This is a genomic window from Actinoallomurus rhizosphaericola (assembly GCF_024055675.1).
Classification (GTDB): domain Bacteria; phylum Actinomycetota; class Actinomycetes; order Streptosporangiales; family Streptosporangiaceae; genus Actinoallomurus; species Actinoallomurus soli.
This window is the reverse complement of the sequence record NZ_JAMXMW010000026.1, coordinates 1-13,918: the sequence shown is the minus strand read 5'-3', so window position 1 is coordinate 13,918 and position 13,918 is coordinate 1. Positions and strand designations below refer to the sequence as shown.

The 13,918-nt window shown below is 71.0% G+C and carries 11 protein-coding genes; 5 read left to right on the top strand and 6 right to left on the bottom strand.

Annotation, left to right across the window (positions count from 1 at the left end; all coding sequences use genetic code 11):
- Positions 1-94: 94 nt before the first annotated feature.
- The 3 genes from NE234_RS39210 to nhaA all read right to left on the bottom strand — a co-directional run bounded on the left by NE234_RS39210 (position 95) and on the right by nhaA (position 3,207).
- Entirely contained in the window at positions 95-769 is a 675-nt protein-coding gene (locus tag NE234_RS39210) for a TetR family transcriptional regulator (RefSeq protein ID WP_252786090.1), read from the bottom strand.
- A gap of 192 nt (positions 770-961) precedes the next feature.
- Positions 962-1,228 (bottom strand): hypothetical protein, encoded by a 267-nt coding sequence (locus NE234_RS39205; RefSeq protein ID WP_252786089.1) that lies wholly within the window; start codon positions 1,226-1,228, stop codon positions 962-964.
- An 89-nt stretch (positions 1,229-1,317) separates the two neighbouring features.
- On the bottom strand, positions 1,318-3,207 hold the full coding sequence (gene nhaA, locus NE234_RS39200) for a Na+/H+ antiporter NhaA (RefSeq protein ID WP_252786088.1): 1,890 nt from the start codon (positions 3,205-3,207) through the stop codon (positions 1,318-1,320).
- 513 nt (positions 3,208-3,720) lie between these two features.
- On the opposite strand from nhaA, the gene NE234_RS39195 reads away from it, so the two are divergent.
- The 4 genes from NE234_RS39195 to NE234_RS39170 all read left to right on the top strand — a co-directional run bounded on the left by NE234_RS39195 (position 3,721) and on the right by NE234_RS39170 (position 10,112).
- Positions 3,721-4,866 (top strand): IS4 family transposase, encoded by a 1,146-nt coding sequence (locus tag NE234_RS39195; RefSeq protein WP_252786086.1) that lies wholly within the window; start codon positions 3,721-3,723, stop codon positions 4,864-4,866.
- Between the two features lie 376 nt (positions 4,867-5,242).
- Positions 5,243-8,260, top strand: a complete 3,018-nt coding sequence (locus NE234_RS39190; RefSeq protein ID WP_305886743.1) for an AfsR/SARP family transcriptional regulator — start codon at positions 5,243-5,245, stop codon at positions 8,258-8,260.
- A gap of 134 nt (positions 8,261-8,394) precedes the next feature.
- On the top strand, positions 8,395-9,609 hold the full coding sequence (locus tag NE234_RS39175; protein ID WP_252786084.1) for a hypothetical protein: 1,215 nt from the start codon (positions 8,395-8,397) through the stop codon (positions 9,607-9,609).
- Positions 9,606-10,112: a hypothetical protein gene (locus tag NE234_RS39170; protein ID WP_252786083.1), complete on the top strand. Its 507-nt coding sequence runs from the start codon at positions 9,606-9,608 to the stop codon at positions 10,110-10,112. Before NE234_RS39175 ends, NE234_RS39170 begins: the two co-directional genes overlap by 4 nt.
- Here the strand turns inward: NE234_RS39170 and NE234_RS45665 are convergent.
- Both NE234_RS45665 and NE234_RS39160 read right to left on the bottom strand, forming a co-directional pair.
- Positions 10,043-11,935: a tetratricopeptide repeat protein gene (locus NE234_RS45665; RefSeq protein ID WP_252786082.1), complete on the bottom strand. Its 1,893-nt coding sequence runs from the start codon at positions 11,933-11,935 to the stop codon at positions 10,043-10,045. The two genes, NE234_RS39170 and NE234_RS45665, sit on opposite strands and share 70 nt — an antisense overlap.
- 383 nt (positions 11,936-12,318) lie before the next feature.
- Complete coding sequence (locus tag NE234_RS39160) at positions 12,319-12,507, bottom strand: hypothetical protein (protein WP_252786080.1); 189 nt, start codon at positions 12,505-12,507, stop codon at positions 12,319-12,321.
- A gap of 223 nt (positions 12,508-12,730) precedes the next feature.
- Between NE234_RS39160 and NE234_RS39155 the strand changes: the two genes are divergently transcribed.
- Complete coding sequence (locus tag NE234_RS39155) at positions 12,731-13,003, top strand: GntR family transcriptional regulator (RefSeq protein ID WP_252786078.1); 273 nt, start codon at positions 12,731-12,733, stop codon at positions 13,001-13,003.
- A 34-nt stretch (positions 13,004-13,037) separates the two neighbouring features.
- On the opposite strand, the gene NE234_RS39150 is transcribed toward NE234_RS39155, so the two are convergent.
- On the bottom strand, positions 13,038-13,763 hold the full coding sequence (locus NE234_RS39150) for a DUF4253 domain-containing protein (protein ID WP_252786077.1): 726 nt from the start codon (positions 13,761-13,763) through the stop codon (positions 13,038-13,040).
- Positions 13,764-13,918: the final 155 nt, after the last annotated feature.

Genomic DNA, 13,918 nt, shown 5'->3' with positions numbered 1-13,918 from the left:
CGGCTCATCCGCGGCGGGCGGCCGGCCGCGGTCCGTGCGACGATGAGATCAATAAGTTACTTCACGTAACATAGGGTCCCTCCGCACCGGTGTGTCAAGCGGTTCCGGCATCGTCACCGCGCGTGCCGGGCGGCCGGCCCGTCATCCAGTCGGCGTCCCCGAACCCGCTCCAGAGAAGGTCCGTCAGCTGGGCGACGAGCTCCTCCCGGCCGACGTGGCGCCGGTCGAGCCACAGATCCGCGCTGCTGCGCACCAGCCCGACCATGGCATGCCCCCAGGTCAGCAGCAGTGCCTGCCGCTCGGGGCTCTTGTCCTCGTTCACCGACGCCATGAAGTCCGCCAGGTCGTCCCCGATCATGCGCAGGAAGGCGTCGAGCGCGTCGCCGAGGGCCGGGGCGCCCTCCGCGCTGCCCCGCGTCAGGAACCGGTACGTCTGCGGGGCCTCGTCGATCCGCCGCAGGATGACGTCGATGGCGGCGTGGGTGCGTTCGCGCGGATCGGCGTGGGCGGCCAGCGCCGCGTGCCAGTCGGCCAGCAACGCGACGGCGAACCGCTCGCCGACCGCGCGGGCCAGGCCGTTCTTGTCGCCGAAGTGACGGTAGACGATCGGTTTGGAAACACCGGCCTCGGCGGCGACGGCGTCCATGGAGACCTGGGGGCCGTCCCGCGCGATGACCCGCTCCGCCGCGGCGAGCAACTGGTCGCGCCGCTGGGCCCGGGGCAGGCGCTTGGTGGCGGGCGGGTCGCCGCCGACGGCCGCCGGATCCACCGCGTCACCCCCCGCTTCCGGTAGGAACCCAAGCGTACGCGGACGGCGGGACCGCGACGCCCGCGCGAGCACCCTCTGACGGGACCGCGACGCCCACACGAGCACCTTCTGGCAGGACCGCGGCGTCCCGCGCGGGCGCTCCCATGGCGTGACCGGGCGGCCGGAGCGGTGCTCCGGCCGCCCGGTCACGTTTCAGGGCCGGCCTGCGGCCTCCCAGACCGCGGCCAGCTGCCACGTGCCGTGGTCGCGGCGCAGCTCGTACGTCGCCGGGGTCTGGCTCCCGGCCGCGCGGGCCCGGACCTGCCACAGCTGGGTGTCGACGTCATCGCGGGGCCGCTGGAGCCCGAGCATCTTGACGAAGGTGATCACTTCGTAGCCGCAACCGTCCCAGGTGAAGCGGGCGGGGCGATCGGCGAGGACCTCTACCTGGACCGGTTCGTCGTACACACGCCGTCTCATGTCCTCATTCTATTCGAACTGGTGTTCGAAAACGAGCATCCGCGCGCATCCTCGTACGTCTCCGGCGCATCCGGCCCGTTCAGTACGGATCAGGCGCTGATCAGCGCGCGGGCCTTCGCCGCCCGCACCGCCGCCGTGAGCGTCTCGATGTCGTACGCGCCGTGGTGCCGGCGGCCGTTGATGAAGAACGTCGGCGTGCCGGAGACGCCGCTGAGGTCGGCCGACTGGACGTCCTCGGCGACCCGGGAGGCGCCGGTCTGCTCGCGCAGGTCCCGGCGGAAGCGCGCCACGTCCAGCCCGAGCTCCTCGGCGTACCGGATGAGGTCACCGAGCCGCAGGTCGCCCTGGTGGTCCATCAGCGTGTCGTGCATCTCCCAGAACGCCCCCTGCGCGGCCGCGGCCTCACTCGCCTCGGCGGCGAACTGCGCGTTCGGATGCACGTCCTGCAGCGGGAGATGCCGCCAGACGTACCGTACGTCGCCGTACCCCGCCAGCAGCTCGCGGACGACCGGCTCGGCCTGGCCGCAGTACGGGCACTCGAAGTCGCCGTACTCGACCAGCGTCACCAGCGCGTCCCGCTCGGGGCCGCGGATGTGGTCGCGGTCCGGGTCGACCGGCACCGCGAGGTCGACGATGCCCTCGGCCGTGCCCATCAGCGCCCGCAGCCGGAGCTGTGTGGGGAGCATGGCGGTCAGGCGGAACAGCACCCAGGTCAGGGCCGACGCGACCAGCGCGGACGCGAGGATTCCGAGCTTCGCCTCCTCCAGCTGCGGGCCGCTGAAGGCGAGCGTCGCGATCAGCAGCGACACGGTGAAGCCGATCCCCGCGATCGTCCCGCCGCCGAGCACGGCGGCCCAGCCGACGGGCGGCCGGACGCTGCCCCGGCTCAGCCGGGTGAGCAGCCACGTCGACGCGGTGATCCCCAGTGGCTTGCCGACCACGTACGCGATGAGGATGCCGAGGGTGATCGGGGAGGTGAACGCACGGGACAGCAGGCCGCCGCTGATCGTGATGCCCGCGTTGGCCAGGGCGAACAGCGGAACGATCAGATAACTCGTCCAGGGGTGGAACAGCAGTTGCAGGCGCTCGTTCGGAGAGATGGCCGAGGCCAGCCCGCTGCTCGCGGTCCGCGCCAGCTCGGCCGTCGGCTGCTCGCGGAACTCCCGGAACAGGTCGCTGGCGCGCTCCAGGTCCGTGCGGGCGGCCGGCGACGCGTACGTGATCAACCCCATCGCCAGGCCCACGACCACGGGCTCGACCCCGGACTTGAGCATCGCGACCCATCCCGCCGCCCCCAGCAGCAGGTAGATGATTCCGTACCGCACGCCCGTCGCGCGGACGAGGAGGATCGCGGCGAAGATGACGAGCGCCGCCAGGAGCGCGGACAACGTGACGGCCTCGCTGTAGAACACGCCGATGACCGCCAGGGCGACGAAGTCGTCGACGACCGTCACCGTGAGCAGGAAGGCGTGCATCCGTGCGGGGAGCTTGGCGGCGGCCAGGCTGAGCATCCCCAGCGCGAACGCCGTGTCGGTCGACATTGCGACGCCCCAGCCGTGCGCCGCCGGGCCGCCGCCGTTCGCCGCCAGGTAGATGGCGATCGGGACGATCATGCCACCGACGCCCGCGACCAGCGGCAGCACCAGACGCCGGCGGTCGCGCAACTCGCCCATGTCGAACTCCCGGCGCGCCTCCAGCCCGACGACGAAGAAGAAGAACGTCATCAGGCCGCTGTTCACCCAGGTCCGCAGGTCCAGCGACAACCCCGAGCCGCCGACGCGGATGGACAGCGCCGCGTGCCAGAGGCGTTCGTACGACGACGGGTCGACGTTCGCCCACACCAGCGCGACGATCGTCGCGGCCAGCAGCACCATCGCGCTGCCGGTCTCGGTCCGCAAGAACTCTCGCAGCGGGGTCTTCAGGTTCCACACCCACGCGGTCCGGCCGGAGTACGGGGCCGTCTCCCGAGATTCGGTCATACACGAATTCTCACGCAGGTGAGGGGCAGGTCGGGCAGGCGCCGACCGGGTCGTCCGAGACCCGGAGATCATCCCCTGCCGCGGTGGTGGCTCAGGGGTCGGGAATCGGCGGTTCTCGAGCTGAGCCCCAGGCGGGGTTTCCTGAGGCGCAACCTTTACGTCTTTTAGGCCAGACGGGGTGCTTTGTGAGCTTCGTCTAGCGAGAGGGGGAAGTCCGGGGGACGGTACTAAGGCATCCAGATCTTCGGGGATGCCGACGGCATCCAGATTTCCGGGGCCGCCTGTACGTGGTTCGCCCTAGGATGCGCCTGCCGCTCCCGGTCCTGTTCGGATGCGGCGCTGGATGCGATGACCGCGATGCCGACGGCCGCGATCACACCTGTAGCCGCGCCTACCAGGGTCTTCTTGTTGATGGGCGTGGTGGGTCTCGTGTGAGTAGTGGGGGTTGACGTCACGGAGTGAACGCTACGCGGAAGATCGCCCTCATACCCCTGACTTAAGGAGATTCGTGGGATGGCCGGCCTCACCCGGGAGAAGCGGACCGCCGACGATCGACTGCCGGACAGGGTGATGGTGGGCCTGCTGGCCAAGACGTACCCGCCGGCGCTGGTCGACGCCGTCGTGAAGGAGACCGGCGTGGGTGAGCAGCGCACCCGCGCGCTCCCCGCCGGGCTCACCGTCTACTTCACGCTGGCGCTGTGGGTCTGGGCGAGGGCCGGATACGACGCCGTGCTGGGCAGGCTCCTCGACGGCCTGGCCTGGATCCGCGCCGATTGGGGCGGCAAGGCGGTCCCGACCACGGGGGCGATCGCCAAGGCGCGGGCCAGACTGGGCTGGCGGGTGATGGAGGCGTTGTTCGGCGAGGTCGCGGGCCCGGTCGGCGACCAGAGGACTCCGGGGGCGTTCTGGCGGGACCGGCGCGTCTGCTCGGTGGACGGGCTGGCGGTGGACGTCCCGGACACGACCGCCAACGACCAGGCGTTCTGCCGGCCGGACCCGCGGAAGCCTCCCCAGGTCCGAGTGATCGCCCTCGCCGAATGCGCGACCGGCGCCGTCATCGACGCGGTGGTGGAGGGCGACCGGTCGACCGCGCAGAGGCGGGCCGTCCAACTCGCCGATTCGGTGGACGCGAACACGCTTCTCCTGGCGGGGCGGAGCTTCGCGGGGGCGGAGGTGTGGAACTCGCTGACCGAACGCGGGCTGTGGCTGGTGTGGCGGACGGACTCGCCCGCAGGGCCGCCCGTGGAGGTCCTCGATGACGGCACCTACCTGGCCGAAATGTGGACCGGTCCAACAGTGGCGGAGGCGCCCGTACGCGTACGGGTCGTCGAGTACACCGTGGAGGGTGAGGAAGGGGAGGATCCGGAGTCGTTCACGCTGATCACCTCGTTGACCGACCCGGACAAGGCGCCGGCGATCGAGCTCGCCCAGTTGTACGCCCGCAGATGGCGGATACGCGAGTCCATCTCCGCCATCAAGGACAAGCGCGCGGGAGAGCCGGATCTGCGTTCGAAGTCGCCCGAAGTGGTTTATCAGGAGACCTGGGCGTTGCTCTGCGTCTACCAGGCGATACGCGATCTGATCTGGGCGGCCGTCACCGGCGTGGGCCTGGATGCCAGCCGGATCAGCCTCAAACCGTGGCGCGGTGACAACTCCTAAGGAAGTAGCTTGCACCCTTGAGCGGTGGAGTTATTGCATCCCGCTGGTAGGAATGAATAATGCTGGGGTGAAACATCCTCCACGAGTATGCATTCCGAGCCTGTGGGCAAGAAAGCCGATACCTTGACGTGTTGGCCAGATCCGTCGCACATTTGGCCCCATGTGAGCGTGCCGCAGGCTTTTCCGCGAGTTGTAGGACAAGCGGTCTGCGGTGAGCGGAGGTCCACGGCGGATGGAGACGGACCGAAATTCGGGTGACGTCGCGTTTCATCTGTTCGGTCCAATCGAACTATTGCTCGATGGGCGTTCGCACGATCTCGGTTCGCCGATGGAGCGATGTGTCCTCGCCCTCCTGTTGATGCAATGCGGCCGGCCGATGTCCTGCGACGTCCTCGCAGCCCGGCTCTGGGGGGATGACCCTCCCGGCAAGGCGCGGGGCAATCTGTCCAGTTACATCTCCCGGACGCGCGGGCGTCTCCGGGACGCCGGCAGTGACGCGCAGATCACCTCGAACGCTCAGACCTACACCCTCACCACCGATCCCGACTCCGTCGACCTGCACCGATTCCGCCGACTGGGACGCCAGGCCGACGCGATCGCCGACAGCGGCGACGCGACAGCGGCGGTAGGCCTGCTCCTGCAGGCGGATGAGCTCTGGCGCGGTGAGCCGCTGGCCGGTCTGCCGGGCGAGTGGACACCGGCCCTGCGCCGAAGCCTTGAGGAGGAACACCGCCGCGCCCGCCTGAAACGCATCGAGCTCGAATTGGGCCTGGGCCGCCACATTGAGATCATCGGCGAACTGCATCGTCTCGTCGCCATGTATCCCCTGGACGAACGGTTCACCGCCCAGCTGATGCTCGCCCTCTACCGAAGCGACCGCCAGGCCGACGCGCTGGCCGTCTATCGCCGGATCCAGCGGCGGCTGATGGAGACTCAGGGCGCGGACCCCGGCGCCCCGCTGCAGCGACTGCAGCACCAGATCCTCGCCCGCGACGGCGAATTGGCCATCACACCACGGCACCGAAGCCCCGGCCATGGCCCGCAGCCCAAGACGTTACCGCCGCGCACGGTCCACTTCACCGGCCGGACCCGCGAACTGCGAGCCCTCACCGGTACGGATCAGCGCGGAACGGGAATTCAGGCGGTGGTCATCGAAGGCATGCCCGGAGTGGGCAAGACCACCCTCGCGGTTCACGCGGCGCACATCCTCGCCGATCGTCATCCCGACGCCCAATTGCTGCTGCCGTTGCGCGCCCACGATCCCCACCATCCCCGTCTCGATCCCGCCGGCGCACTGGCGGAACTGCTCACCATGCTCGGCGTTCCGGCCGGTAGCGTTCCTCCGACGCCGGCCCGGCGCGCCGCCATGTGGCAGGCCGAGATGGCAGGGCGGCGGGCGATCATCGTGCTCGATGACGCCGCGGACGGAGATCAGGTCAGGCCTCTCATTCCCGCCGCGCGGGACTGTTTCACCATCATCACCGCCAGGAACAGGCTCAAGAACCTCGACGGCCTGCGGCAGATCTGCCTGGAGACCCTGTCGCCGGACGAATCCCTGGTGCTGTTCAACCGCCTGGCCGACACCGGCGACGGTGTCGACGAAGAAACCGCCACCCGGATCGTGAACCTGTGCGGCCACCTGCCCCTGGCGATTCATCTGGTCGCGAGCCAGATCGGGAGCGGGGCCGGATCACGGCCGCCGGAGGTCATCGACGATCTCCAGACGGCCGGATCGACCGTTCTCGATGTCGGCGTCGGCGGCGACGCCGTCCAGGCCGCCTTCGAATCGTCCTACCAGAGACTCTCGCCGGACCAACGGCGGGTCTTCCGCCGGCTGGGGATCGACCCCTGTATCGACATCACGACGCATGCCGCAGCCGCCCTGTGCGGTACGACGCCATCGGACATCGCGCCGGTCATCGACGGCCTCGTCGAATCCCACCTCTTGACCAGGGGGCCGGCAGAGCGGCTCTCCTTCCACGACCTCATCCGGGGGTACGCCTGCGATCGGGCCGAACGCGAAGACTCCTCGCAAGAGCGGCGCAGGGCGCTGGGCCGGCTCCTGGACTACTACCTGCGCAGCGCGCAGCGCGCCGATCGGCTGCTCCATCCGCATCGTCGAAGAACCGTGACGGCGTCGTCCCGCCCAGCGGAGGACGTTCCCGCCGTGAACACCCGGGAAGACGCGCACGCGTGGATGGAGGCGGAGTGGCGTAACAGCCTCCGTGTGATCGACTACGCGATCGACCACGAATGGAAGACCCAGGGCGTCCGTCTCGCGCACGCGATGGCGGCGTTCCTGGACACCGCCGGGCAGTGGGGGCAGGCGGCGACGATCCACGAACGCGCGCTCCGGGCCGCCCGGGAACTCGGGGACGCTCGTCACCTCGCCCAGGCGTCGGCCGAACTCAGCCTCGACCGGCTCCGTACCGGGCGTCTCCGGGACGCGCTGGAGCACGCCCAACGCGCCCTCGACGCCTACCGCGAGCTTCGGGATCCCCAAGCCGAGGCCGAATCACTCGACCACATCGGTGTCATCCACTGGTCCTCCGGAAGGAACCGGGAGGCCCTGGCGTACGGGCAGGAGGCGCTCGCCCTCTACCGGAGGATCGGCGACGACCGGGGCCAGGCGGACAGCCTGGCGCACTGCGGAATCGCCCGCTGGCACCTGGGCCGCTGCGAAGAGGCGATGGACTGCCTGCGCCAGGCGCTCGCCCTCTACCGGCGGGTCGGGGACCGCCGCGGCGAGGCGAAGACGCTGAACAACATGGGAGAAGCGCTGCAGCAGCGCGGGTTCCACCGGGAGGCGACCAGTCTCTACCAGGAGTCGCTGGCCATCTTCAGCCAGATCTCGGGCCGGCAGAACAGCGCGATACTGAAGAACAACCTCGCCAACGTCCTGCAGTACAAGGGGAGATACCGGCCGGCCATCGACGCCTACCGCGAAGCGCTCGTCGTGTTCCGTGAGACCGGGGACCGTAAGAACATCGCCGACGTCCTGAACAACATCGGCACCACCTACCAGATGATGGACCGCTACGACGAGGCGCTGATCCATCACAAGAAGGCCAGAGCCATCGCCGAGGAGATCGCCGACTCGTACGAACGCACGTGGGCGATCCGGGGTATGGGCGACGCCTATCGGGGCATCGGCCGCTATCAGGACGCCCTCGACTGCTATCGGGAGGCCTTGGCGACGGCGCGCGAGATGGGCGATCTCTACCAAGAGGCGCGGATCCACGACGGGGTCGCCACCGTGACGCTGCACCTGCACGGCAGCCAGGCGGCGAAGATCCGCTGGCGGCAGGCGCTCGATCTCTTCCAGGCGCTGGCCGTTCCCGAGGCACGCTCGCTCGCGCTGCGCCTCACGGCCCTGGACGGCATGGCCTCCTGAACCGCGTGGCCTTCTGAGCCGCCCTGAGCAGCCGTGCAAGGACGTCATCCCGTCGGCTGCAAGCGGCCGATCCAACCTCCCGGCCCAGGGTGGGCTCGAGCGGTCCACAGAGGACCTGAGCCGGGAGGTCGGCGATGACCTGTGATGAGTGGAGACCGGGGCCGTACGGGCTCGACGCGGCGAAGGGGACGACGCTCGCCGGGAGGCGCACCGTCCTGGTGGTGGTGCACCACCTCACGGCGGCGACGCGGCTCGCCGACGTCGTTCCGCTGGTGGAGGGCGACCGGCGGATCCAGGTCGTCTACACCGAGTCGCCCGCGTCGGTGCTGCGCGTCGGCGTGGGGGACCACCTGCGCGGCCTGGGCGGTCTCCTCATCCCGTACCACCAGGCGATCCGGACGTCGTTCGACCTCGCGATCGCGGCCGGCGACGGCCGGCTCCAGGACCTGCACGCGCCGGTCCTGACGCTGCCGCACGGCGCGCCGCCCGGCGTCCTCGTCCATCGCTGGGCGGGGCGGGGCCCGGCCGGACGTCGTCCCCTCCCGGGCCTGCGGGCCGACGCGATCGCGGCAGGGGGGAGGGTCATCCCGTCCGCCCTGGCGGTCGCCCACGAGAGCCAGGTCCTGCAGGTGGGCGAGGTGTGCCCGGACGCGCTGCCCGTCACCTTCGTCGCCGGTGATCCGACCTTCGACCGGATGCTCGCCGGCGCCGGCCGGCGGGCGGCCTACCGGCAGGCGCTGGGCGCCGGGCCCGACCAGACGCTGGTGTTCGTCTCCTCCACGTGGGGACCGCGGTCCCTCCTGGGTCGCCACGACGATCTGCCGCTCCGGCTGGCCCGGGAGCTGCCCTCGGACCGGTACCGGATCGTGGTCGCGTTCCACCCGAACATCTGGTGCTGGCACGGCCGCCGGCAGGTGGCGGCGTGGTTCGAGGACTGCCGGCGGCTGGGCGTACGGATCCTCCCTCCCGAACAGGGCTGGCAGGCGGCCCTGGTGGCCGCCGACCGTCTCATCGGCGACCACGGCTCGGTGACCGGCTACGGGGCCGCTCTGGGGGTCCCGACCCTCCTCGCGGCGTTCCCGGACGAGGACGTGATGGCCGGTTCCGCGGTCGCGCTGCTGGGGCGCTCGGCGCCACGGCTCGATCAGCGGCGGCCCCTGGAGCCGCAGATCGCCGCCTGCGCCCCGGGCGCCTCGGCCGCGCTGCGGTCGCGGCTCACCTCCCGCCCGGGGCAGGCGGCGGCGATCCTGCGCCGCCGGATGTACGAACTGCTGCAGTTGCCCGAACCGCCCTCGGCGGCCCGCGTCGAGCCCGTCGCGCCGCCCCGGCCGCTGGAGGTGGCCCGGTGACCGTGCGGCTCGTGCGCAACGAACTCCACGTCGGATCCCGCCCGCTCGACGGCCCGGCGGCCCGGGGACCGGCCGTCCGGATCGGGGAGACGGTCATCTCGGTGGTGTCGGCGTCGCTTCCCCTCTCCTGCCCGTACGAGCCCGGCCGGGTGACCGACGAGCACCTGCGGGCGGAGGCGGACGAGGAGGACCCTGCCTGGCTGGCCGTGGCCGACGTGATCGTACGGTCCGGACCGGGAGCCCGGACGGGTCCGAGCGGCGCGCTCCTCGCGGTCGTCGAGGGACCGCGTGAGCGGGTGGCCGTCCCGGGCGGCGGATGGATGATCGACGTCCCCTCCTGGCATCCGCCGGGGGCGTTCGCGTCGTTCGTGCACACCTGGCTGGTCACCGGGAGGTCCCTGCGGTCCCTGACCCGGGCGTCCCTGCTGCCCGCTCAGGCTGGGCCGGACTGCCGGATCCGGGCGAGGCGTGTCCTGACCTCTTCGGCGTCGGGCGCGCCGTGAGCCTCGTACATCGCCAGCGCCGACTCGAGATGAGCCCGCTCGTCCCGGGGTCGGCCGCGCCGGACCGCCACGTCCGCGAGGGCCACGTGGGCGTTGGCGGTCTCGTGGGTGGCGCCGATCGACTCGCTGAGGTCCACCGCCGTGCGCAGCGCCCGCTCGGCCTCATCGACCCGCCGCAGCTCCAGGTAGGAACGGGCGAGACCGCCCAGCGACCTGACCTCGTTGTACCGGTCCCCGTCGGCGTGGAAGAACTCCCGGGCCTCGACCAGGTGCCGGACGCTGTCCTCGGGCCGTCCGGCGCTGCGCAGCGCGTCACCGAGGCGGCGCGTCATGATCGCCACGCCCCGGCGGACGCCGAGGCGTTCGTTGAGGCGCAGCGACCTGGTGAAGGTCTCGATCGCGTCGTCCGGCCGTCCGAGGGACAGCTCGGCCAGCCCGCGAATCTCCAGGGCGGTGGCCTCACCGGCCGGGTGATCGGCCGCCCGTTCCAGTGCCACGGCCCGCGACGCGTGGTCCAGCGCGGCCGCGAATTCCTTGAGGTTCAGGTGCGCGGAGCCGAGCTGTTCGAGGATCCGTGCCTCGGCGCGCTGATCCCCGCGGGCGCGCGCCGCGCCCAGGCCGAGCTCGTGGGTGGCGCGCCAGTCGCGGTAGTGCTTGCGGTAGACGAACAACGGCCACAGCGCCTCACAGAACTCCCAGGTCTCACGGTCGTGGCCGTGCTCGGCCGCGAGCCGCTGCACGGCGACGAGGTTGGGGCGCTCCGCCTCGAGCCAGGCGAGAGCCTCCTCCCTGCCCACCAGGGGAAGGTGCTGGGCGTCCGTGTGGTGGTCCCTGAGCCGCCGGCGCCCGGGGATCACGCTCACGTCCGCCACGGCCGCCCCGCGCAGGTAGTGGTCGACGATCCGGCGGATCGCTGCGTCGCGGGCGGCCGGGGTCTCGTCCCGGTCGGCGGCGGACCGCGCGTGCAGGCGCAACAGGTCGTGGAACCGGTAACGGTCGTCGTCGGTTTCCTGGAGCAGGTTGGCGTCGACGAGGACGTCCAGGACACGGGCGGCCGCCTCCGTGTCGAGCCCGGCCGCCGCGGCGGCGGCCGCGAGGTCGAAGTCGGGGCCGGGGTGCAGGCCGAGCAGCCGGTACGCGCATGCCGCCTCGTCGGGCAGCGCGGCGTACGACGCGTCGAAGACCGCTCGTACGGACAGGTCGTCGTCGACGTGCAGGGCGGCCAGCCGGCGTCTCTCGTCGTTGAGCTCGTCGACCAGGCGGGAGATGGGCCACCGGCGCCGGGTCGCCAGCCGCGCCGCGGACGTGCACAGCGCGAGGGGCAGCCGCCCGCACAGCTCCGCGAGCTCCCTGGCCTTCCCCGCCTCCCTCGCCGTGCGGTCGCTGCCGAGCATGCGGTCGAGCAGGGTCCGCGCACCGGTGTGGTCCAGCGGGCCGAGGTCCAGGAACGTCGCTCCGTGCATCGCCAGGCCCGACAGCTGCCGCCGCGCCGTGATGATCACAATGTTCGGGCCGTTACCGGGGAGCAAAGGCCGCACCTGTGCGGCGGAGACGGCGTTGTCGAGCACGATGATGAGTCGCCGTCCGGTGGTCAGGGACCGGAACAACGCCGACTGCTCCTCCGCCGCGAGCGGAACATCGCCGGCGGCCACGCCCAGCGACCGAAGAAGACTGGCCAGGCCTTCTTCCGGTGTCAAATGGGGTATTCCGGAATATCCTTGGAGGTCGATATAGAGCTGGCCGTCGGGGTAGCCGGAGCTGACGCTCCGGAGCCAGCACAGGCCGAGCGTCGTCTTACCGATCCCCCCTTGACCCGTGATCACGGCGAGCATCGTCCGATCGCCTTCCGCGGCGTCACGCGCCAGGCGTTTCAGCGTGGCGATCTCTCGCTCACGGTTCGTGAAATGCGAAGGACATATCGGTAATTGTGCTGGTGTCGGATGCGATGCCGGGGGAGCGGCGTTGAAAATGATGTTCCCCTGAATGGACCGCGCTTGGACGCTGGCACCCAGGGCGGCATCACGGATGGTGTTGCTTGTGATTTCGGGCTCTGACTCCTGCTCGCGGTCAGCGTGCTCGGTCACGAAGAACACCTCGGATATCGAGTGCAGTTCATCAACGCTAAAGCGGATCAAGACCATCTGCAAGGCGGTCTGTCGGTGCCGCGTCGTTCGCCGGGCGGGTCGGCGCCCCGCGGCGCTTGGGGTCACCGCTCCTCGGGAAGATCCGCGAGGATCCGGCGGGCCGCTCGCGGATGGCGCCGGATCAGGTCGGTGAGCTGCTCGAGCTCGGACCAGTGCGCGACGCCGACGACCGGGACGCTCGCCAGTGTCGCGCGGAAGTCGTCCAGTGCCGCCTGGATCCGCCGGGCCCGGTCGCTGTCGTCATCGCCCATGAGTCTTCGCCCTCCGTCCCCCCGGGGCGGTGGCGCCACCGTTCAGTCCCCGCGCGCCACCGCCCCCCGGACGCTCGAGGCGGCCCGCCAACCCACCGATGAAAGCGGCCGCCAGAGCGTCTGGCCTCTCGGTGAGTAACGTAGCAGCTACATAGAGCGGTGTATAGCGGTAGGCCGCTACCTGTGCGTTCGTGCAGCTCAACGGTGCTCTAGCGTGATCTCCGTGAGCGACGAGAAGCCGGTTTTCGACGAATCTGACCCGGAATACCGTTACAAGCAGGTCGCCGACCACCTCGCGAAGCGCATCGAGAAGGGCGAGCTGCGGCCCGCCACCCGGCTGCCGGGGGAGCGCGACCTCGCGGTGGAGTACGGCGTGGCGCTCGGCACCGCCCGGCGCGCCGTCCGTGACCTCCGGGAACGCGGGCTGGTCATCACCCTTCCCGCGAAGGGCACCTACATCCGCGCGCCGAAGAAGGACGACGGCGCCGACGGGTGAGGGTGATCCGGCCCGAACTCACCTGAGGGTCGGGTCACTCCCACCAGAAGGACCACAGGGAGCTGCCGCAGATCTCCTCGGCGTGCCCTTCCAGGGTCCCGGGCCCCTGCAGGATGACCTCCGGGCAGAACGTCCAGTGCTCGGCCGCGACGTGCAGCGCGTGCCGGAAGGTGGTCGGCGGCGCGGCGACGCTCAGCTCCAGCGTGTTGAACCCGACCCCGATGAGGCGCGCGCCGAACCGGTCCTCCCAGCTGCGCACCACCGCCGACAGGGGTGCGGTCCAGGGATTGTGGTGACGCGCGCCCTGCCATCCCATCGCGGTCAGCGCGTCGGCGCCGCGGGTCACGGGCACGAGCCCCAGGGGCCGCCCGTCGAGGACCTCCACGCACCGCCCGGCGAGGGCGTCGGGATCCTCTCTCCGCTCACCCGGCGGGGCCAGGCCGGGGGAGTAGCGGCCGAAGGGGGTGATGTCCGCGGCGGGCTCCTCCCACTCGGCCCAGACCTCGGCCATGAAGGCGGCCGCGTCGTAGTTGTCGATTTCGTCGACCGGCTCGGGGGCGATCTGGCCGGTGGACCACGGCTGCGTGGTGTCCTCCAGCATCACCGGCCACAGACCCGACGCGTGGGTCTCGGCACGCAGCCGGGACCACAGCGCGCACGGCGCCGGGTCGTCGCTGATCCAGAAGGCGGGCCGCTTGGCCGGCTGATGCTGCGGATAGCCCGGATCGGGCCAGACCACGTATCCGGACGGGAGTGTCACTGAGAGTGTCCGACCGGCGCCGCCGTCGGGGAAGAGTTCAGCCACTTCTGGCGGCAGCCGTTCGTGATAGTCCATCGCAGTCGCTCCGGCGCCGGGCGGATCCCGGCGCTGCGGAGATCGTAGTGCGGCCGGGGCCCCCCGGGGCGGGGGGGCCC

Coding starts and splice junctions, on each gene's coding strand:
- NE234_RS39205 (WP_252786089.1), bottom strand. CDS start 1,228: ATGAGACGGCGTGTGTACGACGAACCGGTCCAGGTAGAGGTCCTCGCC.
- nhaA (WP_252786088.1), bottom strand. CDS start 3,207: ATGACCGAATCTCGGGAGACGGCCCCGTACTCCGGCCGGACCGCGTGG.
- NE234_RS39195 (WP_252786086.1), top strand. CDS start 3,721: ATGGCCGGCCTCACCCGGGAGAAGCGGACCGCCGACGATCGACTGCCG.
- NE234_RS39190 (WP_305886743.1), top strand. CDS start 5,243: ATGTCCTGCGACGTCCTCGCAGCCCGGCTCTGGGGGGATGACCCTCCC.
- NE234_RS39175 (WP_252786084.1), top strand. CDS start 8,395: ATGACCTGTGATGAGTGGAGACCGGGGCCGTACGGGCTCGACGCGGCG.
- NE234_RS39160 (WP_252786080.1), bottom strand. CDS start 12,507: ATGGGCGATGACGACAGCGACCGGGCCCGGCGGATCCAGGCGGCACTG.